The following is a 23,664-nucleotide window of genomic DNA, read 5'->3' as shown; positions in this document are numbered from 1 at the left end:
GCCATGCTCGGTACCCGTGGTGTGCCGGCGAACTACGGCGGCTTCGAGACGGCGGTGGAGGAGGTCGGCCGCCGGCTCGTCGAGCTGGGCCATGACGTCACCGTCTACTGTCGTGGCAAAGGCCCGGACGAATTCCTGGGAATGCGCAGAGTCGAGCTGCCGGCCCTGCGCCGCCGATCGCTGGAGACACTCAGCCACACCACGGTGAGCGTCGCGCACGCCCTGCGGCACCGGCCGGACGTGGCACTGCTCTTCAATGCCGCCAACGCCCCGCTGTTACCCCTGCTCCGGTTACGGAGGATCCCGGTGGCCGTGCACGTCGACGGGCTGGAATGGCGCCGCGGCAAATGGGCCGGTGCCGGCCGGCGCTACTACATGATGGCCGAGGCCCTCGCGGTGGCCTGGGCCGATGACCTGATCGCCGACTGCACCGCCATCGCGGACTACTACCGCTGGAAGTTCCACGCGGACTCGACCGTGCTCACCTACGGTGCACCACTGCTCGAATCCGCCGCGACCGCCCGGGTCGCCGAGCTCGGCCTGCGCGCGAGAGAGTTCCACCTGGTCGTCGCCCGGATGGAACCCGAGAACAACATCGACCTCATCGCCCGCGGATACCTGGCGAGCGGCTCCCGACATCCACTCGTGGTCGTCGGCGGAAACCCCTACCCGACGCGGTACACCCGCGACCTCACCCAGCTCCTCGCCACCGACCCGCGGGTCATCTCCCTGGGCGCGGTCTACGACCAGGAACTGCTCAACGCGCTCTACGCGGCCAGCCTGACCTACCTGCACGGGCACAGCGTCGGCGGCACCAACCCGTCGCTGCTGCGCGCGATGGGTGCGGGCGCCACCGTGATAGCAACCGGGAACCGCTTCAACCGCGAGGTGCTCGGCGACGCCGGTTTCTATTTCACCGAGCCGGACGAGCTGGCCCGCCATCTGGAGGCGACCGAAAGGAACCCGATCATCGGTGATCGGTACGGCCTGCTCGCGCGAAACCGGGCCGCCGCGAAATTCGACTGGGACGAGGTCGCGATCGGCTACGAGAAACTCTGCCTGCGCCTCGCCGGCCGTGACCCGCACTGGCGGCCCACTCTGACCAGCTCCCTTCGCCGATTCACCGAGAGCGGGGACCTTGCGCCCGTCACCGCTCCCGGTCCCGTCCCCGTTTCGGTTCCTGCCGCTGTTCAGCTTCAGCTCCCGCTCCAGCTTCCACTTCCGCGCCCGCTTTCGGCCCCGCTTTCGCTTCCGGGTTCGGTGCCGCGGCGGCAGGCGCTGCGCCTCGCGAGCCGGCGGCACGCATGAGCGTCTCCCCACCGGCCGGTTTCCGCGCGGCTCTGGACCGGCTGAGCTCCGCGCAGAAGTCACCGAAAGGCGCGCCCGCCTACTCGCGTTTCGTGAACCGGCGGCTGGGCCGGCTGTTCGCCGCCGCCGGCTACACCGCTGGGCTCACCCCGAACCAGGTGACCGCCATCAGCGGGCTGTTCACCTTCGGCGGCATCGCCCTGCTCGCGTACGCCCGCCCGACCGCACCCGTCGGCGTCGCCGTCTGCCTCGCCCTCGTGATCGGCTACGCCCTCGACTCGGCCGACGGCCAGCTCGCCCGGCTGCGCGGCGGCGGCAGCCCGGTCGGCGAATGGCTCGACCACGTCTGCGACTCGGCGAAGATCCCGCTGCTGCACCTGGCCGTCGCGGTCTCCTGCTACCGCTTCTCCGCCCTCGGCCGCGGCGAGTTCCTCCTGGTCCCGCTGGCCTTCGCGGCAGTCGCCACGACCACCTTCTTCTCGATGATCATCAGTGACTTCCTGCGCCGGACCCGCCCAGCGGCCGCCGCGGGCCCTCCGGCTTCGGGGATCCCTTCGGCTTCGGCAGGCCAGCCGGTCGCGGGGAGCCAGCCGGTCGCGTCGGGCGCCGCGGCCGGGACACACGCTCCGATCTGGCGGTCGCTTCTCGTACTGCCCAGCGACTACGGGCTGCTGTGCCTGATCTTCGTCCTGCTCGGCGCCGGCACCGCGTTCAGCGCCCCGTTCTGTGTCGCCTACGCCGCCCTCGCCGCCGCGAACGCGCTCTACCTGCTCGGCGTGCTGCTGCGCGGCTACCGGGCGATGACCGCATTGGGCGTGACCGCCCCGACCGCTGCCACCGCCCCGACCGCCCCGACCGGCGCCGTTGCGACCTCGGCGGCTCCAGGGCCGCTCGCTCCGCCGGCGCCCGCTCCGACATCGTTCATGCCCGGGGTGAACGTGCGCGTCGTGAACGCTGTGCGGGGCGGTCGACGATGACCACCGTCGGCTACGTTCCCGGTGTCTACGACATGTTCCACATCGGGCACCTGAACATCATCCGCCGTGCCCGCGAGGCCTGCGACCATCTCGTCGTGGGTGTGGTGACCGACGAGGTCGTACTCGCGGTGAAAGGCCACCTGCCCGTCGTCCCGCTCGCGGAACGCCTCGAGATCGTCGGCAGCCTGCGCCTGGTCGACGAGGTTGTCGTCGACCCCCACCACGACAAGTTCGCCATGTGGCCGGCGGTTCACTACGACGTCCTGTTCAAGGGCGACGACTGGCAGAACACCCCGAAAGGACGGAGGCTGGAAGCCGACCTGGCCACGGTCGGCGCCCGCGTCGTGTACTTCCCGTACACCGTCCACACGTCCAGCACGGAGCTGCGCCGCTTCCTCAACCAGCAGCGAAACGAACTCGCGAGCAGCGAGGCATGTGGCCCCGCCCCCTCGGCGTCGGCACAGACAGCGCGGCGAACGTGAACATGTGCCCGGCCCAGGAAAGGCGTGCCTCGCAAAGCCCCGGGGATTTTCGTTGTTTCGGCACCCGTCGCGGAATCCCGAGCCTCGGGCATCCGCTGCCGCTGCTTCCGGGCAAGCAGTAAGGATTATGGCTGCTGCGGCGACCGAAATCCGCAGTTCCTGCGTATCGCCAAGCGACTTTCTGGCCGCACTTGTCGCTATTGGTGTGAATGGACGTCCGCTCGGCCCTCAGGTGCAGGTACCGCGGCGGCGCAGGTACCGCGATGACCTGCTGCGCACCGCGGGCGACGTCCAATTCGTGCACATCAGCGTTCCGGCGGACGTCAGACGATGCCGCCGTTGACGCGGATGTTCTGGCCGTTGACCCAGTGGCCCGCGGGGCTCGCGAGGAAGGCGACGACACCGGCGATGTCGGCCGGGGTGCCCAGGCGTTCCAGCGGCGGCTGCGCGGCCAGCCGGGCGATCGTCTGCTCGTCCTTGCCGTGCAGGAACAGGTCGGTCGCGGTGGGGCCGGGTGCGACGGCGTTGACGGTCACGTCCCGGCCGCGCAGCTCCCGGGCCAGGATCAGGGTGAGGCCCTCGACGGCGCCCTTGCTGGCCGCGTACGGGCCGTAGCGGGGGAGGGCGAGCCCGAGAATCGACGTCGAGAAGGTGATCAGGCTCCCGCCCGGGCGCAGCCGGCGGGCTGCCTGCTGGGCGACGACGAAGGTGCCGCGGATGTTCGTGCGGTACAACTCGTCGAGCACCGCCAGATCCAGGTCGGCGACGGTCGACAGGGGCATCCTGCCGGCGGCGTGCACGACGACGTCGACCCCGCCGAACTCCGCCCCGGCGGCCTCGAACATGCCCGCGACGGCGTGCTCGTCGGCGACGTCGGCCTGCGCGGGGATCGCCGCACCCCCGGCTGCCTCGACGGCGGCCACGGTGTCCTGCGCCGCGTCCGTCCGACCGGCGTACCCGACGACGACCGCGAAACCGTCCGCGGCGAGCCTCAGGGCCACCTCGCGGCCGATGCCGCGGGAGCCACCGGTGACGACCGCAACACGGTGCGTCGATGTGTTCGTCATGCGCCCACCATCGACGTACCCGGCCGGTGCGACCAGTGGATGTTCAGCCCACCACAGCAGGCGGGCCGCCTCCGCTCAGCGCGGGTCGTCTCCGCTCAGCGCGAACCGACTCCCACCCGCTCGGGCTTGGTCATCACGTCCGCGATCCTGCCCGTGAGGGATTCGATCAGCCGGACTGCCTGGGAGAGAGACAGATTCAAGACGATCTCACTGCCGGCCTCGGCCGGCAGACGCACCGATACATCCGCCATCGTCGTGCCTTTCCTAGCGAAACAGGTCACCCCATCCGCATTGCGGGGCCATGGTGACGCTACGAGGGAACACCGCCGTGGTGTCAGCAAAGGTGGGCAGTAGCACTCTCGCCGACCAGAGGGAGACGGCCGTGCCGGGCGGCCAGGGCAGGTGGCCGGGCCGAGATCGCCGTGGCACGGCGTGCGGAAGGTCTCAGCGCGGCCGGAAGCGAAGGATGTACCAGTCGGCGACCTCGCAGGCGACTTCCTTGAGGATCAGCGCCTTGGCCACACCGACGTTCTCGTTCTGCCCGTGGGCGATCTTGTTCCGCAGCTCGACCAGATAGTTCAGCTCACGTCTCAACCGCTGGTCGTTCGCCCCGAGCAGGGCTCTCAGCTCGGACTTCAGCGCCGGATCGAAACGCAGCGCCAGCTCTCCCAGCGCGTCGGCGCTGGGGTTCGGCGCGCGTTTCAGCGCACCCAGCGCGAAGTTTCGCACCATGCCGTTGGACGTCCGGCTGATGTAGGCCCGGGAGGTCACGACGACGGTCTGCTCCAGATAGCCGCAGCTGCGGACCACGAGCAGCCGGGCCAGCCACGACGCGACTTCCTGGTTGTCGGGGATCCGCGCCTGTTCCTGCACCAGGGCCGATAACTCCCCGAGGCGACCGAGAATGAGCTGGGTCTCGGCGGGCGGCCACTCCTCGCGGGCATGGCGACGCGGCCCTCTGCCGCCCGTCTGGCCGCTGCCTGTCTGGCTGTCGCCCGTCTGGCTGGTGCCCATCTGTCCGGTGCCCATCTCAGATGCGGGAGAAGGCCCTCGTGGCCAATCCGAGCCGCCTGCGCACACTGTCCTCGTCCGCGGTGGCCCGGGTGGTCACGTAGTCGATCCCGGGTTCGCCGAGCAGGTTCGTGATCGCCAAGCTCACCTGGCCGGCGCTCGGCTCGTCACCGGCGTCGAGCCGGCGGGCCAGGCCCACCAGCAGAGCCTCGGTGAGAGAGGCGTTCAACTGGCGGCCCCGAGCCCGCAGCGCGTTTCTCCCGGCGTCGGCCAGCACCAGCTCCGTCGCCCGGGTGAAACGCCTCTCGATGAGCTCCACCGGCAGGTCATCGAGGTCCCGGTGGGTTCCGACGAAGTCGTTGAGGTACTTCTTGAGCGGACGCCGGTAGTTGCCGGGCGAGATGTAGAGCGCGATGAACCTGAGCACGATCTCCTGATCGCGCAGGCGAGGGGAGCGCGGGCCGTAGAGCGCCCGCCAGGCCGGCTTGTCGTTCAGCGTTGTCAGGAACCTGATGAACTCGCCGGCGTAGAGCGCGACCCGGATCTCGTGCGGGGTGAGCTGGGTGCCGCCCGAGTTCAGCCGCTCGAAGATCTGGTAGACACCGTCGAGCGACTGCGTCGTCCCGTCCGTCCGGACGACGGTCGCCTGGATGAAGGTGTTGTCGAGGGTGCGGCGCTGTTCGTCCGACAGTGTGCTGTACGTGAGATCCCGGAAACGGGGGGCGACGTTCTGCAGCGCGAACTCGCGGTTGCCGATGCTGCCACCGTAGAAGAGGCTCAGTGTCCTGATGCGCTGCTGCCCGTCCAGGACGAGATAGCGGCGGTCCTGCTGCTGGACGAGGAAAATCCCCGGGATGGGGTAGCCGAGCAGCAGCGACTCGATGAAGCGGTCCATCTGGCTGCGCTTCCAGACGAACTCGCGCTGGAATCCCGCGGTCTCGATGCTCGGATCGTCGTTGCCGAACGACGGCACCACGATGTCGCCCCGGTCGTGCCGGCGAACGATTCCCTCGATATCGAAGTCGGTGCCGCTGTAGCTGATCTGGGGCGGATCGGGATCCACCTCCTGCAGCTCGGCGACATCCTCGGCGAGCAGTTCCTCCGAGTCGCGGCCAGCTGCGGATCCTCGGCCGTCTGCGGGACCACGGCCATCTGCGGAATCGCGGCCTTCCTCGGCGGGAGGCAACGGCACGGTCCCGGTCGTCTCAGTCACCTTCTTCGAACCGCCGACCCGCTGGCGACCTCGCGAGCGCCAGCTCATCGGCGAGGAGCGGGTTCTCGTGGCCCAGCCCGCTACCCGACCATCGAGCGCGTCGTCTCGATCCCGCGCCTCATCCCGGCGAGAAGCCTACTACCGGCCCGGTTCTCGTCGCCGGCCGCGGAGGCGAGGGCACCCGGTGCCGGACTGCCACATGGTCGTTCGATCCGGCGCCGGCTACTTCAGGTGATCGGTGCCGGCCACCGGTCGCGTTTGGTCGGAATTCACGACTCGCGCTTCCAGGGTTCGTCCCTGACTGTTTCCGCACGTCAACGTGCCCTGGCGTCGGCAACTCGGCCGGTGTTGTCGAGAAACACGTGCACTTGTCTATCTGACCTAACGTGATTGTCGGTCGGGGATGCCGGTCCCCATGCCAGCTCTTCGGTGTCGACGCGATCGACGCGATCGACGCGGTGACACGTCCCGGCTTGCCATGCTCGGTCGTTTGGCGGTGCTTATGCACATGCATCAGCACAATCGTGCTACGGTCTGCATCGTCGGATCATGAGGGCGGAAAGCACGAGGTCTGTCCATGGAGCATCGTCCGGAGGTTCCCCATCCGGGGTCGAACCGGAGCGGGCCCCACTCCTGCGGCACGTAGGCAGCGCGAGGAAACGCGGGCGGGGCAGTCTCGATCCGCGCAAGAGCGTCGATATCGGCGCCGGTGCCAACGCACCGGAACGCCCCGACATCGGCTTCTCCTTCTGACCGGTGGTTCGGCCATCCATGGCCTGGACAACACCGGTGGTAACCCCAGGTCCATCCAACTTGAGGTGGAAAAACTTCAATGTCGCGGATTTCGCGCTTCCGGCAGGTCAACCGAGCTCGGCTCGCCGGCCTCACCGCCGTGATCGGGAGCGTCATCACCCCCGCACTCCTGTGGAACTGGGCCGGGGTGGACCGCCTGCTCGCCGCGGCGAGCCTCGCCCTGGCGATCATCGCCTTCGTCGGCGGCTCGTCGGTCGCCGCCACCGCGGAGCACTCCGCCGAGAACCTGCCGCGGCTCCTGACCGAACTGGCAGCCCGGGTGCGGGTGCGGTGGGAGGACGAGCTCGTCCACCGCGGCCTCACCGGCGGTGCGATGTACTCGCTTCGGCTGGCGGCGACGAACGCGTCGGCGAGCGTCAGCGCCCCCACCTGTGCGGTGCGCCGGCTCGCGGCGGTCGCCCCCGGACGCGTCCGGAGCGGGAACACCGCCCCGGACTGGCAGCCCCATCTGCTCGACGGTCGCCAGGAGAACCTCGCCGACCGGTACCGGCAGATCCCGACCCGGCGCCTGGCGATAGTCGGCGACAGCGGAGCCGGAAAGACCGTGGTCGCCATCCACCTCGTCCTCGACCTGCTGGCCGCACGGGAAACCGCACAGGCACCGGTACCCGTCCTCGTCGACGCCGGATCCTGGGACCCGACGAACCAGAGCTTCTGGGCGTGGTTCGAAGCAGAGCTCGTCCGCTGCCATCCCGCGCTGGGCGCGCCCGTCTCGAGCGCCAGTGGCTCGAGTGCCGGTGGGACGGTCACGGCGGTGCGAAGACTCCGCGAAACCGGCCTCCTCCTCCCGGTCATCGACGGCCTGGACACCCTCGCCCCCGCCTCCCAGACAGACGCGATCCGGTCGATCAACCGCGCGCTGCGGGCAGGAGACCCGCTGGTGGTGATCTGGCAGACCGCCGCCTACGCCGCGGCGATATCACCGGACGGAGCCGGAACCCCGATCGAGGCCACCCCCGCCGTCGAAGTCCTCCCACTCGACGGCGACGAGATGATCGCCGTCCTGGACGCCGCGGCCGGAACCGACCCGAACCGCTGGTCCGCGGTCTGCTCGCTCATCGCGACGTCCACCACCGCGACGTCCGCCGCCACCCCGTCCGCCACCACCCCGTCCGCCACCGCCCCCCTCGTCCGCACACTGAGCCTGCCGTTGATGCTCTCCCTCGCCCGCTCGAACTACCACCGCTCCTCGGCGGCCCACCCGGCGGAGCTCTGCGACCAGGCCAGGTTTCCCGACCAGGAATCGATCGAGAACCATCTCCTGGACGGACTGATCGGCGCCGTCTATCCCGGAACCGAAGCGACCACACGTTCCGGAAACCGGCGCTCCGCCTGGAACGCCGACCAGGCGCTGCGATTCCACCGCTATCTCGCCCGAAGACTGGTCCACGAGGAACGTCCCGGAGCAACCCCCGTCTACGACCTCGCCTGGTGGCGGCTCGGAACAGCGGGCTCACGGCTGCTGCTCGCACTCGTCACCGGAATCCTGGCGGGAACAGCGGCCACCCTGATCGCCGGCCTCGCAGTCGGCGTCGCCGACGGCACCATGGCCGCGTTCATCCAGGCCTACGCGGTACGCCGGTCAGGCGGACTGTTCACCGAACCGCGCAGAGTCGCCCTCACCTGGCCCGCCACGGCGGACATCCGTACCGGCCTGCTGTTCGCGCTCCCGCTCGGCGCACTCGGCGGCATCCTGGCCGGCTGCGTCTACGGCCTCGCCGCCGGTCTCGGGACGGACCCCGTCCACGCCCTGACCGAGGGCGTCGCCGGCGGTGTCGCGGGAGGCCTCGCAGGCTCCGTGCTGGTCACCGCCACCCTGGCGAGCCTGACGCCACCCGCAGACCTGACCCGCGCCACCGCCGCCCGGGCGCTGCTTCGGTACGACCGATTAACCGGGCTGGTCAGCGGAACCGCGACCGGCCTCGCCGTCGGCCTCGCCGTCACCGTCGTGAACGGCGCGGCGACCGGCCTCGCCGGCGGAATCTCCGTCGCCCTGGTCGGCCTGGCCTCCACCCGATCATCGCTGTACTCCGCCACCGTCTGCTGGCTGGCAGTCACCGGCCGAACCCCGCTCCGGCTGATGGCCTTCCTGGACGACGCCCGCCGCCGTACCGTCCTGCGCAAGGCCGGCCCCTACTACCAGTACCGCCACGCCGCCCTCCAACGCCGCCTGGCGACCCGCGAACCAACGGACGAGCCCAGACCCTGACCCACCAACCGCCCCACACACCCCGGATCCGTCGCCGGGCCACGTCGACGGCACCGCGCCTGGGCCGCGCCGCGCCTGGACCGCAGCAGGTCGAGCGGCCTACACCCCGGACCCACACCCGATCACCGACCGCGTGCCCCACGCCCGATCCGGACCGCTACGCTTGCAGTGCCATCCTCACACCGAGGGTGGCTCATCGGGGGCGGTAGCTCAGCCGGTCAGAGCAGCGGACTCATAATCCGTCGGTCGTGGGTTCGAGCCCCACCCGCCCCACCAATGTAGGCATTGCGCGAACCGCTCCCTTCGGGGGCGTTGTGGCTGGTAGGACGGCTGCGGCGCCCCTGCGGGGGGCGGGGGACGTGGCTGGTTGGGTCAGCTTCGGCTGGCTGGTGTCTCCAGTGTCTACGTTGGCGATGTCCCCTGGAGCGTCGGGTCCGAGGACCTTGAAGATCGGTGTGAGCCGGTCGGGTCCGGTGATCTTGACTTCGGCGACCAAGGCTTCGATGAGAGTCTTGCGTCCGAGGTCGTCGCCTGTCTCGATGATCGTTTCGATGTGCCGGGCGACTGCGCGAAGGGTGGAGCGGGCCGGCATGACGGGTTCGTGGTCGATCTCTTCGGTGAGTTCGGCCTGCCGTTGACGGAGCTGCTTCTGCTTGGTGCGTAGTACTTCGAGGCGTGTGGCGAGGGTTTCATCGTCGAGGGTACCGCGCTCGAACGCCCCAAGATAACGGTCGATGGCCTGATCTGTCTGAGTGAGTTCCGTCTCAATGGCGGCGAGTTCGGCCGCGTGGTCGGATCGGGCGTCGCGGTGGCTGCGCTGGGCTTTGAGGACGGCGTCGGCGATGAGCTGCTGATTGTCACGGTAGAAGCCGGCGAGCGCGGTGAGCACGGCGTAGTCGACGGCGTCGGCATCGAGGCGGGGCGCGTCGCACGCGTTGCGGTTGTAACGGTTGCGGGTGTGGCAGGTGTAGTAGCGGTAGGTGTGGTTACGGCCGGTGGCGCGGGTGCCGATGAGGGCTGTGCTGCACTGGGGGCAGCGCATCCGGCCGGTGAGGTAGTAGTCGGAGGGGTTGGAGGCCCGGCGTGAGGTCTCCTCGCTGCGTTCGGCGAGGATCTTCTGAGCGGCGTTGAACGTCTCCTCGTCGATGATCGGTTCGTGGGTGCCTTCGACGGTGATCTCGCGGAAGGTCAGTTCACCGAGGTAGGCCCGGTTGTCGAGCATGCGTAGGATCTTGTGGCCGGACCAGGGGCCGCCGACGGTGGTGCGCAGGCCGCGGTTGTTCAGGACGCCCGCGATGGCCCTGGTCCCGAGGCGGTCGCGGACGTACAGGTCGAAGATCAGCCGGACGATCGTGGCTTCAGCGGCATCGACGATGAGCTTTTTGGCGATCTTGTCGACCTGATAGCCGAACGGGCGCCGGCCGCCTTTCCACAGGCCCTTGGCGGCCTTGCGTTCCATCCCGGCGATGACCCGGTCGATGATCATGTCGCGTTCGAACTGGGCGAACATCGCCAGTATCTGGAGAAGCATGCGGCCTATGGGGGTGGCGGTGTCGAACGGCTCCGTGGCTGAGCGGAACACGACCCCGGCCTGTTCGAGTTCTTCGAGGAGATCGACGGTGTCGCGCAGGCTGCGGGAGAGCCGGTCGACGCGGTAGACGAGCAGGACGTCGATGAGTCCGTTGCGGGCGGCGGCCAGGGCCCGCTGGAGGTCCTTGCGTTCGGTGGTGGCGCCGGAGGCGTCGTCGGCGAACCGCAGGGCGACGATCCAGTTGGGTTGGGAGTCGACGTAGGAGCGCAGCCGTTCTTCCTGGGCCTCGATCGTGTAGGGCTGGTTCTCGTCGTCGGTGGAGCGGCGCAGGTAGATCCCGACCCGGACGATCTCGGGTTGCGCGGCGACGGCCTGCTTGGTGCGTTTCGCGGTGGTACGGCGCGCGGTCGAGCGCGGCATGGTGAGGTTCCCTTCCTTCCCGGATGGGGGTGTGCTGAGGTGCTGCGGTCGGCCTATTCCTGGGGCCGCCGGTGCCGGTTTCCCCGCCGGCCGGCGGGTCGGATCGGAATCCGGCACCGGGCCGCCCCGCGCGGGGCGATCTGGATGACGGCGGCGTGGACTGAGAGGAAGGAAAGTGCTTTCTCCCGCTGGTCGGCCAGGGACCGGCACCCACAGTTGGTGCCGTGCCGGAGATAGAGGACAACCGGCACGGCACCGGGCACGCGGGTGGAGTTCGACCCCCTCTTCAGGGGGGATCGTCGGGCTGAAAATGGGCGTGGCATACCGACCCTCCTTTCTGGGTTTTCCAAGGCGGTTCACGTGAAGGGAGAGCCGGCCCGGGTGTCAGCCTGTCTTTTTCGGCACCGTGTTCGGCGCCCCTCTCCTTTCCCACTGTAGGACAAGTTCCGCCAGAGCGGACACCGCCGCGTCGTATTCCTCGGCGGTCATATCGACGGTCTCGATGCGGTCGATTTCCACCTGGCGGGCCACGTCCCGCCGTCCGTAGAAACGCGCCCCGGAGATTTCTGTGACCGGACGGTGCATTCCCTCCCCGTTTCGGGGTGAGGAGGCCGTCACGGCAGCACCTCCAGACCGCCGTGCCGCGATCCGCGGGCCAGGCCGCTCGGCCGGATGAAACGAGAAACGTGCCGCGGCGGTGTCGTCATGTCACCGCCCGTGGCTTCCGCTGTCATTTCCCGGCTCACCTGTGGGAGTGGCGGGGAACTCCCAGGGCGGCAGGTGCGGGCTGATGATCGCGGTTTCGGGGGTGGCGAGGAGCTGGGCGCGGAAGAACGTGCGGCCGTCGATGATCGGCTGGTGGGCGTGCGGGCAGACGACCCACTGATCGGGTGGGACGGGCTGGCCGGCGTGGGTGCGGCCCCAGACGGTGGCGCCGGTGTAGACGGGGTTCGCCAGGATGCGGGCGACGTTGGTGGAGGTCAGCTGCCACGGCCGCCCGGTGGCGGGGCTCACCAGCGGGACGAGACGGTGGTTGTGGACGGTGCGAAGGCGGGTGGCGATGGCGCGGGGGCTGAGTTCGTCCTGGACGCGCCACTGGTAGATCGTCCCGATGATGTAGGCGGGGCCGGGGGCGACGACGAGACGGATGCCCTGGCGCACCCGCCCGTCGGCGCCGAGCTCGGTGATGCGGCGGGGCCGGTAGCCGAGGGGGACGGGCCCGAGGTGGAAGCCGGCGCGGACGAGGTCGATCTGGGCGGCGCGGGCGCGTTCGGTGGTCCAGGCGTGATGGTCCGCGAGCAGGAGTGCCTGCCGCGCGGCACGGGTGGTGCGGCGGTGGGTCAGGCGCCACCACCAGCTGGGCCGGCCGGCCGGCGTGGGCGGGGCTGGCGGCAGCGTGGGGATGGGCAGATGGTCGGACATGCGGGGCTCCAGCCAGAGCGAAAGCCGGCCGCGGCGGCGTGAGCACACCCCGCCCCGGCCAGGGGAGGGGTGGTCTAGGTGGCCGCGTGGGGCGAGGCGTCGAGGGCGGCGCGCGTCGGCGGCGGGTCCGGCGGTCGCGGATGGTGCGTTCGCCGACCGTCGGGGCGGAAGACGATCACGTCCTGGTGGACCGGGTAGGCCCGTGCCTGCGGCAGTGGCCGGTCCGTGCCGAGGTCCCGGGTGTAGGGGACGGCGGTGAGCGCGACGGCCCGCTGCACGGGGCGCCAGCCGGTGTCCCGGCCGGCGACGGCAACCTGGCTCGCCAGGTCCATCCCGCCGCCGACGTGGTAGGCGGCGATGACGACGAGGTGCCCGCCGGGCCGAAGCAGACCCCGGTAGGCGGCCAGCCGTTCACGTAGCCGGTCCCCGGCCGGACCAGCCGGGTCGGCGGGGTCGGGTGGTCCGATCGCGGTCAGGACCAGGTCGACCGGTCCGAGTCCGGTCCAGGACTCGCGGCCGGGAAACGCATCGAGGATCATCCCGTCGCCGCGGGCGCCCCGGGCCTTCGCCCGGGTGAGCGCGGCGCGGGCGGTCTCCCACCGGCCGGGGTCGGTGGTGATGCCGACGGCGTGGCGGTGGGCGTGCACGGCCTCGGTCACGACGGCTCCCGGCTCGCAGTCCGGGTCACAGATGGTGTCTCCGGGCCGGCTGTAGACCGCGATCGCGTGGGCGGCTACCGCCGGGGAGATCACCGCACCCCCGGGCGGCGGAGGCGGACCGCCGGCCCGGCCGGTGGCGATGCTGTGCCGACCAGTGGACCAGACCGTCGCCCACCGGCCATCGCGGTGCCCTGTCTGTGGGGCCGCGCCGGTCATCGGGGCACGCCCGACATCGGCGACACGCCGGTGTTCGCGGCGAAGAGGAGGAGATCGGTGTGCACTCGGCGGGCCAGGCTCGCGCGTGGCAGAGGTCCGGGCGGCGGGTCGAGTTCGTCCAGGGGGACCGTCAACACGATGAACCGGTCGAGCAGGGCGAGCCCGTGGCGGCCGGCGGCGGCGGTCAGCTCGGCGGTGGGATCGATCAACCAGCCGTTGACACCCTCGCTGAGGGTGATCACAGCCAGCAGTCCGTCGGGGGTGAGCAGGCGAGCCCAGGGGACACCGCGGACCCAGCCGGTCCGCGTCGGCTCGACGACCGTGATGACCAACGCGTGGCGGTCGCGGTCCGGACCCTCTCCGGCGGAGTCGGGTCCGAGTCCGGACCCGGACGGCGGCACCGCACGGGCGGCGGGCACGGTCCGGACCTGGACGCGGCGGCCGAGTCGGGCCACGGACCAGCCCGCATCAGCGGGCCGGTCCGCCGGTGTCGCGCGGCGCCCTCCAGCGGGCGTGTCCAGGCCGGCCGGGATCAGGATCAGGACCGGGTCGCCGGGCTGGGTGTGGGTGGTGACGAGCTGTTCGACGGCGGCGGGAAGCCAGCCGGCCGAAGCCTGGTCGGGTGTGGCTGGCGGGTACGGCCAGACGGTCGCCAGCCGTCCTGCGGGGACGACAGGGCGGCCGTCGCGGTCGGGGTCGGATACAGGCATCGAGAGAGGTTCCTTTCACGGCGAGCGTGTTTTCGCGGCCGTAAAGAGAGACCGTCTCCTGGGCATGTCTCGGACACCCACGCGGCGACTTTTTCCAAGATTTTTCCTGCTGGGCAATGCCTAGTCCGACCGGACCATTGATCGCTGGCAGATCGCTGGGCAGGGCCCGAAAAGCCGCCGGAATATTTTTTCAAGATTTTTTCGCTGGCGTCGCTGTCCGCCTGTCACGAAGCCCAGCGGGAGTGCCCAGCGATCTTCGCAGGATGCACAGCATCGCAGGTCACGGCCCTGCTGTGCAGGTTCGCGCTCCCGCTGGCGCCGCCCCGACCCCGAGGCTGTCGGGAACGCCAAATGAAGATCGCTGTGCTTCTTCTGGGCGCCAGCGATCTTTTCTGTGCATCTAGCAGAAGATCGTTCTGGGTTTCCGCTGGGCATAGCCTGGCTTCCTGGGTGCTGTCCAAGTTTCCGTGACAGCAAAGGACGGCGGTAATGCCCGACGGAATGTCTTCCTTTCCCGCCCGACCAGCCGGCCGCGGCGTATCCGCGCTGCCGTTGGTGACCTTGCGGGACTGCTTCGGCCTGCTGGTGGCCGGGCCGGCGCCGCTGGCGCTGGACGGGTCGGTGGTGGCGGGTCTGCCGCTGCGGATGGTGGCGCTGGACGAGCTGCGTGACCTGCTGTTGGCCGGCTCCTGCCCGCAGGCCGTCCGCGACACCGCGTGGGCGGTGGTGATCCGCCTTTCGCGGCGTGACGGCGGCGCGTGGACGGTCGGCGCCGCCGGGCTGGCGCTGCCCGCTCTGCACGCGGTCTGCGCCCGACTCGGCGGGCACAGCGACCTCGACGCCGCGGACGTGCAGGCCGAGGTGCTCACCGGGTTCCTCGAAGCGGTGGCCTCGGTGCGCCTGGACCTGCCGCGGATCGCGGTGCGGCTGCGCTGGGCCGCCTACCGGGCCGGGCTGGCGCTGACCGTTCAGCAGCGGGAGGCCCCGCGTCCCGATGCGGACCTGTTCCAGAACGTCGCCGCCGCCGAGCAGGTCGAGTCCGGTTCGGGACCGGCAGGTCCCGAGCAGGTCCTCGCGGACGCGGTCGCCGCCGGGGTCCTGACCGGTACCGAAGCCGACCTGATCGCCGCGACCCGCCTGGAGGACCTCCCGGTCAGTGCCTGGGCCGCCCGCCACGCGACCGCGCCCCGCCAGGCGTCCCGGCTGCGCGAACGGGCCGAACGGCGTCTCGTCGACCACCTCGCCAACCCGGCCGCCCCCAGCCGGGCCCCGCATCCGCCGGCCGGTGAGCCACCGCCCCGGCCCTATCCACCGGCCGGTGCCGCCGGTTCCCTCGCGCCGGTCGACGCGCCGGCCCGTGCGGTCGCGGGGGTGCTGGCATGAGCCCGACCCCACCAGAGCACATCCGCGTCCCTCGACCGGCCCGGCGGGTCGGATGGCGTCAGGCGGTCCTGCTCCTCGCTGTCGTGGGCGTGTTCGTCCTGGCCGGCGGCGTGGCAGCGCTCGCGCAGGTGCCCGACCCCGGGGTGCCGGTGGCACCCAACCTGAACACAGTCCTGAACAACATCCGCAACTGGATCATGGGGATTCTGGCGCTGCTGGCGACGGTGTTCCTCTCGATCGGCGGCGTGCGATACCTGATCGCCAACGGTGAGCCGGGCGAGGTCGGCAAGGCGAAGGACTCCTTCCGCAACGCCGGCTGGGGCTATGGGCTGTCCGCGCTCGCGCCGGTCGTCGTCGAGGTCCTCAAGCAGATCGTCGGGGGTTAGGCCGTGACCGCCGCCGTCTCCTGCCGCCGCGTTCTGCCGTCCGGCACGCCGAGCTCGTCGCCTGTCCAGACGCACCGCCGGCCGGGCTTGTCTCGGCGCCGCGACCGCGGGCTGCTGATGGCCGGGACGGCGGCGTTCACGCTGCTGCTGGTTGGCGTGCTTCCCGCGGTGGCCTCCGCGGCTCCCGCGCCGCCGGTCCCTGCGACTGCGCCGTCCGCCGACACGCCCGCCCCCACCGGTCCCACCCCGAACCCGCAGCCTGGGCCGTCCCCGGTTCCGCCGGGCCAGGCAGCGCCGGCCACGCCCGCTCCCCCCGGCGGGGACGCCACGCCCGCACCCGACACCTCGGACACGCCACCCGACGATGGCGGCACCAGCGGCACCGGGGCTCCCGCCGAGCCGTGCCCGGCCGACGACCCGGACTGCGCCACCACCCCGGAGGTCCCGCCGCCCCCGACACCGCAGACGACGCCCGAGGCGCCGGACACCGGCGGTGACGGCGGCGGGATCGTCGGGTGGATCACTGACGCGATCAACGACGCTATTACCGGGTTTTTCCGCACGTTGGTGACCGCCGCGCTGAACCCGCTGCTGGACCTGCTCGGCCGCACTCTGCTGACGACGCCGGAACCGTCGCAGCTTCCCGCGATCGGGGAACTGTGGTCGACGTCGTGGGCGATCAGCGCCACTGCCTACGGCACGCTGATCATGTTCGGTGGGATCACGGTCATGGCGCTGGGCACGGTCCAGTCCCGTATCTCGATCAAAGAAGTCCTGCCGCGTATCCCGATCGGTTTCCTCGCCGCCGGGCTGTCGCAGTTCCTGGCGACGAAGGCCATCCAGATCGCGAACGTGCTACCCGGCGCGATCCTGAGCGAGGGGCTGAACCCGGACACCGCCGCCGGGCAGCTGAAAACCATCATCCTTGGGGCGATCGTGCCGACACCCGGTGGATATGGCAGGAGCATCTTCGTCATCTTCCTCGGCCTGTTCCTCGCCGGATCGGTCGTGGCGCTGCTGTGTACCTATATCGCCCGGGTCGTCATCGAGGTCGCGCTCATCGGCGCGGCACCCCTGGCGTTGGCGGGGCACGGCCATCCGCTGACCGAGAAGGTGGCGTTCTGGTGGTGGCGGGCGTTCTTCGGCTGCCTGGGAATCCAGATCGCCCAGTCGTTTGTCCTGATCGCCTCGTTCAAGGTGTTCTTCACCCCGGGTGGGTTCACCATCTTCGGGCCTACGCCGGACGGGGTCGTGAACCTGCTGGCCGCGATCACCCTGATCTACTTCCTGTTCAAGATTCCGTTCTGGTTGATGCCGAGGATCGGCCACGGTGGTGGTGGCATTCTTGGCCGGGTCGTGCGCGCCTACGTCATGGGCCGGGCGTTGGGATTCCTCGGTGGCCGGTTCGGACGCGGCGCCGGGCGCGCGGGCGGACGGACCGGCCGAGGCCGCGGCGGACGCGGCCGGGGTCGGGGTCGGCCAGGCGGCGGCCCAGGACGCGGACCGTCCGACCCATACAGCCATGTGGAGGCCGATGCCGACGGGCAGCTGCTCCTCCCGCTGACGAGGGTGCCCCGGGTCCGCCGCCCGGGACCGGCCCGGGGCGCGCCCCGTCCGCCTCGGCCGGCGAGCCCGGGGGGCCGGTCCCGGCCGCAGCACCGCCAACTGACCATCCCGTTCGGCCAGGCCGTCGCCCCGGGCGGGCGGTACCTGCCCCGTGAGGGCGGTGCGTGGGTGGACCGCGACGGCCAGCTGCTCCTGCCGTTCGAGGTCGACCAGCCCCGCCCCCCGGCCGCAGCCCCTGGGCCTGTCCGGCGTCCGGCCGCGACGTCGGCGCGGGCTGGTGCGGGCCGGTCCGGTCCCAGCCGGCCGACCCCGGCTCGGCCCGCGCGGTCGAGGGCCCGGCAGATGGAACTGCCGTTCGACCCCTACCGGGGCATCCGCCCGGACCGCACCGGCCAGTACGCCCTCCCGCTGGAGGGCCTGCACCGCACCCCACGCCCGACCCGGCCGGCGCCGTCTGCGCCGCCACCGGCAGCCCGTCCGGCCTCGCCGTCGCGGCCGGTCCCGCCGCGTTACCAGCAGCTGCTGTTGCCGAACATGCCCCGCCGCCCCCGCCCACCCCGCACTGGAAGGTGATCGGCCGCGATGACACACCCGGTAAGAATTCCCGCCGATGTTGATCGTGAGGACAGGATCGTGGCGGGCCTCACGGCCCGGCAGGTCCTGATCCTCACGCTCACCGGCATCGTGCTCTACCTCGGCTGGGCCGCGACCCGGGCCCTGCTGCCGCTGCCGGTGTTCGCCCTGCTCGCCGTACCGGTCGCGGTGCTCGCCGGCGTCCTCGTGCTGGGCCAGCGCGACGGGCTGTCCCTGGACCGGCTGTTGATGGCCGCGATCCGCCAGCGGACCAGCCCCCGGCACCGGATCAACGCCCCCGAAGGGGTGGTGGCGCCGCCCGCCTGGCTGGCCGCCCGCGCCAGCGGCGGCTCCGGTGACCGTCGGGCATCCGCGGGCGGGCAGAGCGCGGCGCCGCTGCGGCTGCCGGCCCGCACGGTCGCCTCCAATGCGGGAGTCGGTGTGATCGATCTCGGGCCGGACGGGCTGGCGGTCGTCGCGGTCGCGAGCACGGTGAACTTCGCGTTGCGTACCCCGGGCGAGCAGGACGGGTTGGTCGCCGTGTTCGGCCGCTACCTGCACTCCCTGACCGCGCCGGTGCAGATCCTGGTGCGGGCCATGCCCGCAGACCTGTCCGGTCAGATCCATCTGCTCGACGACGCCGCCGACCAACTGCCCCACCCCGCGCTTGCGCATGCCGCCCGCGAACATGCCACCTACCTGGGCCAGCTCGCTGACGAGATGCAGCTCCTCACCCGCCAGGTGCTGCTCGTCCTCCGCGAACCACTCGTCACCGCGGGCCCGGTCGACGGGCTCGGCGGGGCCTCCCCTCTGACTGCGCTGACCGGCCGGCGGGCGGCGGCCCGCGACGCCCGCCGCGCCGGCCCGACCGCCCGCCGCGCCGCGCACACCCGACTCGCCCGCCGCCTCGCCGAGGCCACCGACCTGCTCGCGCCCGCCGGAATCATCGTCACCCCCTTGGACGCGGGCACGGCGACCAGCGTGCTGGCCGCTGCCTGCAACCCCGCCGGCCTGGTACCACCGGCCGCGCTCGCCGCCCCCGACGAGGTCATCACCGCCGAGCAGCCCGAGCTCGCCGACGACTACCCGGCCTACCAGCCCCATCCCGACGACGGTGACCTGGATGACGACGGGTTCGACGACCCGGATGCGGCGTCCGATCCCGGCTACGACGACCGGTTCGACGACGTCGACTTCTGGGACCCGCCTGGCCCGCGCCCGCCGGTCGGGCGTTCCGACGGCGGCTCCCGACGGCCCGCACGACCCACAACCCGGAAGGGACACCGCCGATGAGTAGACGTGCCCGACGCCGCGCTCAGGCCCAGGCCAGTCCGTCGGCAGCGTCGGTGGATGCCGCTGCGGCGGCGTTCGTCCCGGACGCGCTATCGATCGCGCCCCGCCACCTGGACGTGGGCGGGGACTTCCTGGCCACGATGGCGATCACCGGCTATCCGCGTGAGGTCCACGCCGGCTGGCTCGCCCCGCTGCTCACCTACCCGGGCCGGGTCGACGTCGCCGTGCATGTCGAGCCGATCGACCCGGTCACCTCGGCGAACCGGCTCCGCCGCCAGCTGTCGAAACTCGAATCGGGCCGGCAGCTCGGCGATGAGCGTGGCCGGCTGGTCGACCCGCAGGTCGAGGCGGCGACCGAGGACGCCTACGACCTGTCCGCCCGCGTCGCCCGCGGCGAGGGCAAGCTATTCCGCCTCGGGCTGTATCTGACTGTTCACGCGGCCAGCGAAGGCGAGTTGGCCGACGAGGTCGCCGCGGTGCGGGCGTTGGCCGCGAGCCTGCTGCTGGACGCCAAGCCGGTCAGCTACCGGTCCCTTCAGGGCTGGGTGAGCACCTTGCCGCTGGGTCTGGATCAGGTGCGGATGCGCCGCACCTTCGACACTGCGGCCCTGTCCGCGGCGTTCCCGTTCACCAGCCCGGATCTGCCCCCCGCCGACCCGACGTCCCTCGCCCCGACCGGTGTGTTCTACGGGCTGAACGTCGGCAGCAACGGGCTGGTGTACTGGGACCGGTTCGGCGACGTCGACAACCACAACGCGGTGATCCTCGGCCGCTCCGGCGCCGGCAAGAGCTATCTGGTCAAACTCGACTCCCTGCGCTCCCTCTACCGCGGCGTCGAAGTGCACGTGGTCGACCCCGAGGATGAGTACGCTCGCCTCGCCACCGCGGTCGGCGGCAGCTACCTGCACCTCGGCGGCGACGGGGTGCGGATCAACCCGTTCGACCTGCCGATCCAGACCACCCCCGACGGCCGCCGGACCGCACCCCGCGACGCGCTGGTGCGCCGCAGCCTGTTCCTGCACACCGTCATCGCCGTGCTGGTCGGCCAGCTGACGGCGGCCGAACGCGCAGCCCTCGACACGGCGATCACCGCCACCTACCAGGCGGCGGGAATCAGCTCCGACCCGCACAGCTGGGGCCGACCGGCGCCGCTGCTGGCGGATCTCGCCACCACGCTCGCCCGTTCCGACGACCCGGCGGCGCTGGCACTCGGTGCCCGTCTGCACCCCTACACAGCGGGGGCGTTCTCGGGCCTGTTCGACGGGCCGACCACCCGCAGCGGCGACGGGCACCTGGTGGTCTACTCGCTGCGCGACCTGGCGGATGAGGTGAAGCCGATCGGGACGCTGCTCGTTCTCGACGCCGTGTGGCGGCGGGTGTCCAACCCCGCCGACCGCAGGCCACGGCTTGTGGTCGTCGACGAGGCATGGCTCCTGATGCGCCAGCCCGCCGGCGCGGACTTCCTGTTCCGCATGGCCAAGTCCTCCCGCAAACACTGGGCCGGGCTCACCGTCGCCACCCAGGACACCGCCGACGTCCTGGCCACCGACCTCGGCAAGGCGATCGTCACCAACGCCGCCACCCAGATCCTGCTCCGCCAGGCACCGCAGGCCATCGACGAGATCACCGCCGTGTTCGACCTGTCCCAGGGCGAGCGGCAGTTCCTGCTCTCCGCCGACCGCGGTCAAGGACTCCTCGCGGCGGGCGCACAGCGGGTCGCGTTCCAGGCCCTGGCCTCGAACGTCGAGCACCGCCTGGTCACAACGAACCCGGCCGAACTCGCCGCCGACCCCGACGACCCGGGCGACGACAGCTTCTTCGATCTTGCCGCACCGGCTGACCCGGGCGATGACGACGGCCAGATCTACCTCGACCCCGCCTGACCGTCGTAGCCGCATGGAGACCGTGAGCATGGACCTGTTCGCCGCGGCAGCCACGCCGTCTTCACCGATCGCCACCTCCCCGACCGACCCCTGGACCTTCCTCCACGAACTGCTGGACCACCTGCGAGCATCGGCGCCGATCTGGGCACCGATCGCCATCCCGCTACTCACTCTCACCGTCGCCGGCCTGCTCACCCTGCGACGGCGGATGCGCCGCCGCTACCAGCAACGGCTCACCACCGGCGCCCGGCTCGTCACCGTCCTGGCCCCACCCACCGTCGACCCGGCGGGCGCGAACGCGCTGTGGGCGAACCTGCTCGGCCTGCTCCGGCCCGGCTGGCGACGCCTGATCGGCCAGCCGCACCTGGTGTGGGAGTACCAGTTCACCGCCGACGGGGTCCGCATCCAGATCTGGGTCCCCGGCGTCGTCCCCGATGGGTTCGTCGAACGCGCCGTCGAGGCGGCCTGGCCCGGCGCGCACACCCGCACCACCCCCGCCCGCGCGCCGCTACCCGTCGCCGCCCGGCCCGGCCGGCGGCTACTGGCCGCCGGCGGTGAACTGCGACTCGCCCGCCCCGAGGCGCTCCCGATCCGGGTGGACCACGACGCCGACCCGATCCGCGCCCTGCTTGGCGCGCCCGGCAGCCTCGCCCGCAACCAGCGGGCGGCGGTGCAGATCCTGGCCCGGCCGGTCACCGGCCACCGCGTCGCGAAATCCCGTCAGGCCGCCCGCCGGTTGCGCTCCGGTGGCTCCGCGCACCTGATCGGCGGGGTGCTGGACCTGCTCACCCCCGGCCCTGGCCGAACCCGGCAGCGCCGCCGGACGACAACCACCACGGTGAAGGTCGACCCGCAGACGTCGCTGGCGCAGTCCGCGGAAGACCGCGCCATCGTCACCAAGCAGCGCGGGGCCCCCTACGAGGTCCGGGTCCGCTACGCCATCGCCGCGATCCTCGACGAACAGACTGACCAGACCACCGCCGCTCAGGTGACCAGCCAGCTACGCGGCCGGGCACACGCGATCGCGAGCGCCTACGCGGCCTACGGCGAGCACAACTACTACCGCCGCGTCCGGCTGCGCCATCCGCTGCCCGTCCTTGCCTCCAGGCATTTCGGCCGCGGTGATCTGCTCTCGGTCGCCGAACTCGGCGCGCTGGCCCACCTGCCGGTGGACGAGGCGACTCCCGGTCTGCAACGCGCCGGTGCGAAAGCGGTCGCCCCACCGCCCGGCGTTGCCGGTCCGGGCCCGAACGTCCGTCCGATCGGGCGCACCGACGCCGGACATGCACGGTCGGTCGGCCTGCGGGTCCCGGACGCCCGACATCACCTGCATGTCCTCGGCGCGACCGGCGCCGGTAAGTCCGAACTGCTCGCCCGCATGACCTTGGACGACGTCGCCGCCGGTCGGGGCGTGGTCAACGTGGACCCGAAGGGCGACCAGGTCATCGACATTCTCGCCCGCTATCCGCTGGACGCCCTCGACCGTCTCGTCCTGTTCGATGCCGAGTCGTCCAGCCGGCCGCCGTGCCTGAACCCGCTGGACCAGCCCGACCGGCAACGGGCCGTCGACAACCTGGTCAGCATCTTCAGCCGCGTGTACGCCGACTCGTGGGGGCCGCGCACCGAGGACATCTTCCGCGCCGGCCTGCTCACCCTCGCCGCCCAACCCGGCGTCCCCGTCCTCACCGACCTCCCGAAACTGCTCACCGACGCCGCCTATCGGCACCGGGCACTCGGGGAGATCAACGACGACATCTTGGCCGGTTTCTGGACCTGGTACGAAGCACTCTCCGACGCCGCCCGCGGCCACGTCGTCGCCCCGCTGATGAACAAACTCCGCGGTTTCCTGCTGCGGCCGTTCGTGCGGGCCGCGATCGCCGCCGGCCCCTCCACCGTCGACATGGACGCCGTGCTCAACGACGGCGGGGTGTGCCTGGTCCGCATCGCCCAGGACGCCCTCGGCGTCGAAACCGCGGCGCTGATGGGTTCGATTGTCGTGTCCGCGGTCTGGCAGGCCACCACCCGCCGGGCACGTCTACCTCAAGGGAAAAGGCCCGACGCCAGTCTGTACTTGGACGAGGCGCACAACTTTCTCACGCTTCCGTACGCGCTGGAAGACATGCTCGCCGCCGCCCGTGGCTACCGGCTCGGAATCACCCTGGCGCACCAGAACCTCGTCCAGCTGCCTCGGCACCTGGAAGAGAGTATCGGCGCGAACGCCCGCTCGAAAATCTATTTCACGGTGAGCCCGGCGGACGCCAAAAGGCTCGCCCGGCACACCGAGCCCCGGCTCGCCGAGCACGACCTGGCCAACCTCGGCGTGTTCCACGCCGCCGCCCGCCTCGTCGTCGGCGGGGAGGAGGCCCCCGCCTTCACGGTCGTCACGGAGAAGTTGCCGCCGCCGGTGCCGGGTCGCGCTGTCCAGATCCGCCGGGCTCTGCGCCGCCGTGCCGCCGCGCCCGCCACCCCGGCGCCCACTGGTCCACGGCCGCGGCCTACAGCCGATCCGCGTCGCGTCCCCTGACCGCACGCCCCTCCGCAG

Annotated in this window: 19 protein-coding genes, 1 tRNA gene and 1 pseudogene; 12 read left to right on the top strand and 9 right to left on the bottom strand. The window is 71.3% G+C overall.

The genetic code is table 11. The annotated features are described in order from the left end of the window. Positions 1-3 precede the first annotated feature (3 nt). The 3 genes from ACG83_RS04180 to ACG83_RS04170 are packed head-to-tail and all read left to right on the top strand — an operon-like array spanning position 4 to position 2,767. The gene (locus tag ACG83_RS04180) at positions 4-1,308 is read left to right on the top strand and encodes a glycosyltransferase (protein WP_235497613.1); all 1,305 of its coding nucleotides are present in this window, start codon (positions 4-6) and stop codon (positions 1,306-1,308) included. Continuing rightward, the gene (locus ACG83_RS04175; protein WP_054564791.1) at positions 1,305-2,285 is read left to right on the top strand and encodes a CDP-alcohol phosphatidyltransferase family protein; all 981 of its coding nucleotides are present in this window, start codon (positions 1,305-1,307) and stop codon (positions 2,283-2,285) included. Before ACG83_RS04180 ends, ACG83_RS04175 begins: the two co-directional genes overlap by 4 nt. Further along, on the top strand, positions 2,282-2,767 hold the full coding sequence (locus tag ACG83_RS04170) for an adenylyltransferase/cytidyltransferase family protein (RefSeq protein WP_054564790.1): 486 nt from the start codon (positions 2,282-2,284) through the stop codon (positions 2,765-2,767). Before ACG83_RS04175 ends, ACG83_RS04170 begins: the two co-directional genes overlap by 4 nt. A gap of 323 nt (positions 2,768-3,090) precedes the next feature. Here ACG83_RS04170 and ACG83_RS04165 read toward each other — a convergent pair whose 3' ends face one another. From ACG83_RS04165 to ACG83_RS04155, 4 genes are all read right to left on the bottom strand, one after another. After that, positions 3,091-3,834, bottom strand: a complete 744-nt coding sequence (locus tag ACG83_RS04165) for an SDR family oxidoreductase (protein WP_054564789.1) — start codon at positions 3,832-3,834, stop codon at positions 3,091-3,093. Positions 3,835-3,929: 95 nt separating this feature from the next. Then, the gene (locus ACG83_RS45945) at positions 3,930-4,085 is read right to left on the bottom strand and encodes a hypothetical protein (RefSeq protein WP_200931264.1); all 156 of its coding nucleotides are present in this window, start codon (positions 4,083-4,085) and stop codon (positions 3,930-3,932) included. 193 nt (positions 4,086-4,278) lie between these two features. Then, complete coding sequence (locus tag ACG83_RS04160; RefSeq protein ID WP_235497612.1) at positions 4,279-4,863, bottom strand: HEPN domain-containing protein; 585 nt, start codon at positions 4,861-4,863, stop codon at positions 4,279-4,281. 1 nt (position 4,864) lies between these two features. After that, a complete protein-coding gene (locus tag ACG83_RS04155; RefSeq protein ID WP_235497611.1) occupies positions 4,865-6,058 on the bottom strand; it encodes a DUF262 domain-containing protein in 1,194 nt (397 codons plus the stop codon). 832 nt (positions 6,059-6,890) lie between these two features. Here ACG83_RS04155 and ACG83_RS46470 point away from each other — a divergent pair. From ACG83_RS46470 to ACG83_RS46465, 3 genes are all read left to right on the top strand, one after another. Next, on the top strand, positions 6,891-9,080 hold the full coding sequence (locus ACG83_RS46470; RefSeq protein WP_054564788.1) for a hypothetical protein: 2,190 nt from the start codon (positions 6,891-6,893) through the stop codon (positions 9,078-9,080). A gap of 199 nt (positions 9,081-9,279) precedes the next feature. Beyond that, positions 9,280-9,356 (top strand) — tRNA-Ile (locus ACG83_RS04145). A gap of 91 nt (positions 9,357-9,447) precedes the next feature. After that, positions 9,448-9,744 (top strand): hypothetical protein, encoded by a 297-nt coding sequence (locus ACG83_RS46465; RefSeq protein WP_054564787.1) that lies wholly within the window; start codon positions 9,448-9,450, stop codon positions 9,742-9,744. Positions 9,745-10,014: 270 nt separating this feature from the next. On the opposite strand, the pseudogene ACG83_RS46460 reads toward ACG83_RS46465, so the two are convergent. From ACG83_RS46460 to ACG83_RS04120, 5 genes and pseudogenes are all read right to left on the bottom strand, one after another. Then, positions 10,015-11,031, bottom strand: a pseudogene (locus ACG83_RS46460) (recombinase family protein); the annotation flags it as partial. A gap of 384 nt (positions 11,032-11,415) precedes the next feature. Continuing rightward, on the bottom strand, positions 11,416-11,562 hold the full coding sequence (locus ACG83_RS43875) for a hypothetical protein (protein ID WP_161934720.1): 147 nt from the start codon (positions 11,560-11,562) through the stop codon (positions 11,416-11,418). 177 nt (positions 11,563-11,739) lie between these two features. Further along, entirely contained in the window at positions 11,740-12,453 is a 714-nt protein-coding gene (locus ACG83_RS04130) for a recombinase family protein (protein ID WP_054564785.1), read from the bottom strand. 74 nt (positions 12,454-12,527) lie between these two features. Continuing rightward, on the bottom strand, positions 12,528-13,205 hold the full coding sequence (locus ACG83_RS04125) for an SAM-dependent methyltransferase (RefSeq protein WP_235497609.1): 678 nt from the start codon (positions 13,203-13,205) through the stop codon (positions 12,528-12,530). A gap of 119 nt (positions 13,206-13,324) precedes the next feature. Then, on the bottom strand, positions 13,325-14,038 hold the full coding sequence (locus ACG83_RS04120; protein ID WP_054564783.1) for a hypothetical protein: 714 nt from the start codon (positions 14,036-14,038) through the stop codon (positions 13,325-13,327). A 489-nt stretch (positions 14,039-14,527) separates the two neighbouring features. On the opposite strand from ACG83_RS04120, the gene ACG83_RS04115 reads away from it, so the two are divergent. From ACG83_RS04115 to ACG83_RS04090, 6 genes are read left to right on the top strand one after another with little or no spacing between them, the layout of a single operon-like run. Then, positions 14,528-15,421, top strand: a complete 894-nt coding sequence (locus ACG83_RS04115; RefSeq protein ID WP_054564782.1) for a hypothetical protein — start codon at positions 14,528-14,530, stop codon at positions 15,419-15,421. Further along, entirely contained in the window at positions 15,418-15,807 is a 390-nt protein-coding gene (locus ACG83_RS04110; protein WP_054564781.1) for a pilin, read from the top strand. The genes ACG83_RS04115 and ACG83_RS04110 overlap by 4 nt, the downstream gene beginning before the upstream one ends. A gap of 3 nt (positions 15,808-15,810) precedes the next feature. Beyond that, positions 15,811-17,946 carry a hypothetical protein gene (locus ACG83_RS04105; RefSeq protein ID WP_054564780.1) on the top strand — a complete coding sequence of 712 codons (2,136 nt, stop codon included), beginning with the start codon at positions 15,811-15,813 and terminating at the stop codon, positions 17,944-17,946. Between the two features lie 9 nt (positions 17,947-17,955). Further along, positions 17,956-19,239 (top strand): PrgI family protein, encoded by a 1,284-nt coding sequence (locus ACG83_RS04100; RefSeq protein ID WP_054564779.1) that lies wholly within the window; start codon positions 17,956-17,958, stop codon positions 19,237-19,239. Then, positions 19,236-21,122 carry a VirB4 family type IV secretion system protein gene (locus tag ACG83_RS04095; RefSeq protein WP_054564778.1) on the top strand — a complete coding sequence of 629 codons (1,887 nt, stop codon included), beginning with the start codon at positions 19,236-19,238 and terminating at the stop codon, positions 21,120-21,122. Before ACG83_RS04100 ends, ACG83_RS04095 begins: the two co-directional genes overlap by 4 nt. Before the next feature lie 13 nt (positions 21,123-21,135). Continuing rightward, the gene (locus ACG83_RS04090; RefSeq protein WP_369812848.1) at positions 21,136-23,646 is read left to right on the top strand and encodes a type IV secretory system conjugative DNA transfer family protein; all 2,511 of its coding nucleotides are present in this window, start codon (positions 21,136-21,138) and stop codon (positions 23,644-23,646) included. Positions 23,647-23,664: the final 18 nt, after the last annotated feature.

It is taken from the genome of Frankia sp. R43 (genome assembly GCF_001306465.1).
In the GTDB taxonomy this organism is placed as follows: domain Bacteria; phylum Actinomycetota; class Actinomycetes; order Frankiales; family Frankiaceae; genus Parafrankia; species Parafrankia irregularis.
The sequence above is the reverse complement of the archived record's forward strand: the minus strand, read 5'-3'. Positions and strand labels throughout refer to the sequence as shown.

What these genes read in the sequence shown, in the direction of transcription:
- ACG83_RS04180 (WP_235497613.1), top strand. Translation starts at nt 4, where the DNA reads ATGCTCGGTACCCGTGGTGTGCCGGCGAACTACGGCGGCTTCGAGACG.
- ACG83_RS04175 (WP_054564791.1), top strand. Translation starts at nt 1,305, where the DNA reads ATGAGCGTCTCCCCACCGGCCGGTTTCCGCGCGGCTCTGGACCGGCTG.
- ACG83_RS04170 (WP_054564790.1), top strand. Translation starts at nt 2,282, where the DNA reads ATGACCACCGTCGGCTACGTTCCCGGTGTCTACGACATGTTCCACATC.
- ACG83_RS04165 (WP_054564789.1), bottom strand. Translation starts at nt 3,834, where the DNA reads ATGACGAACACATCGACGCACCGTGTTGCGGTCGTCACCGGTGGCTCC.
- ACG83_RS45945 (WP_200931264.1), bottom strand. Translation starts at nt 4,085, where the DNA reads ATGGCGGATGTATCGGTGCGTCTGCCGGCCGAGGCCGGCAGTGAGATC.
- ACG83_RS04160 (WP_235497612.1), bottom strand. Translation starts at nt 4,863, where the DNA reads ATGGGCACCGGACAGATGGGCACCAGCCAGACGGGCGACAGCCAGACA.
- ACG83_RS46470 (WP_054564788.1), top strand. Translation starts at nt 6,891, where the DNA reads ATGTCGCGGATTTCGCGCTTCCGGCAGGTCAACCGAGCTCGGCTCGCC.
- ACG83_RS04130 (WP_054564785.1), bottom strand. Translation starts at nt 12,453, where the DNA reads ATGTCCGACCATCTGCCCATCCCCACGCTGCCGCCAGCCCCGCCCACG.
- ACG83_RS04120 (WP_054564783.1), bottom strand. Translation starts at nt 14,038, where the DNA reads ATGCCTGTATCCGACCCCGACCGCGACGGCCGCCCTGTCGTCCCCGCA.
- ACG83_RS04115 (WP_054564782.1), top strand. Translation starts at nt 14,528, where the DNA reads ATGCCCGACGGAATGTCTTCCTTTCCCGCCCGACCAGCCGGCCGCGGC.
- ACG83_RS04110 (WP_054564781.1), top strand. Translation starts at nt 15,418, where the DNA reads ATGAGCCCGACCCCACCAGAGCACATCCGCGTCCCTCGACCGGCCCGG.
- ACG83_RS04100 (WP_054564779.1), top strand. Translation starts at nt 17,956, where the DNA reads ATGACACACCCGGTAAGAATTCCCGCCGATGTTGATCGTGAGGACAGG.
- ACG83_RS04095 (WP_054564778.1), top strand. Translation starts at nt 19,236, where the DNA reads ATGAGTAGACGTGCCCGACGCCGCGCTCAGGCCCAGGCCAGTCCGTCG.
- ACG83_RS04090 (WP_369812848.1), top strand. Translation starts at nt 21,136, where the DNA reads ATGGAGACCGTGAGCATGGACCTGTTCGCCGCGGCAGCCACGCCGTCT.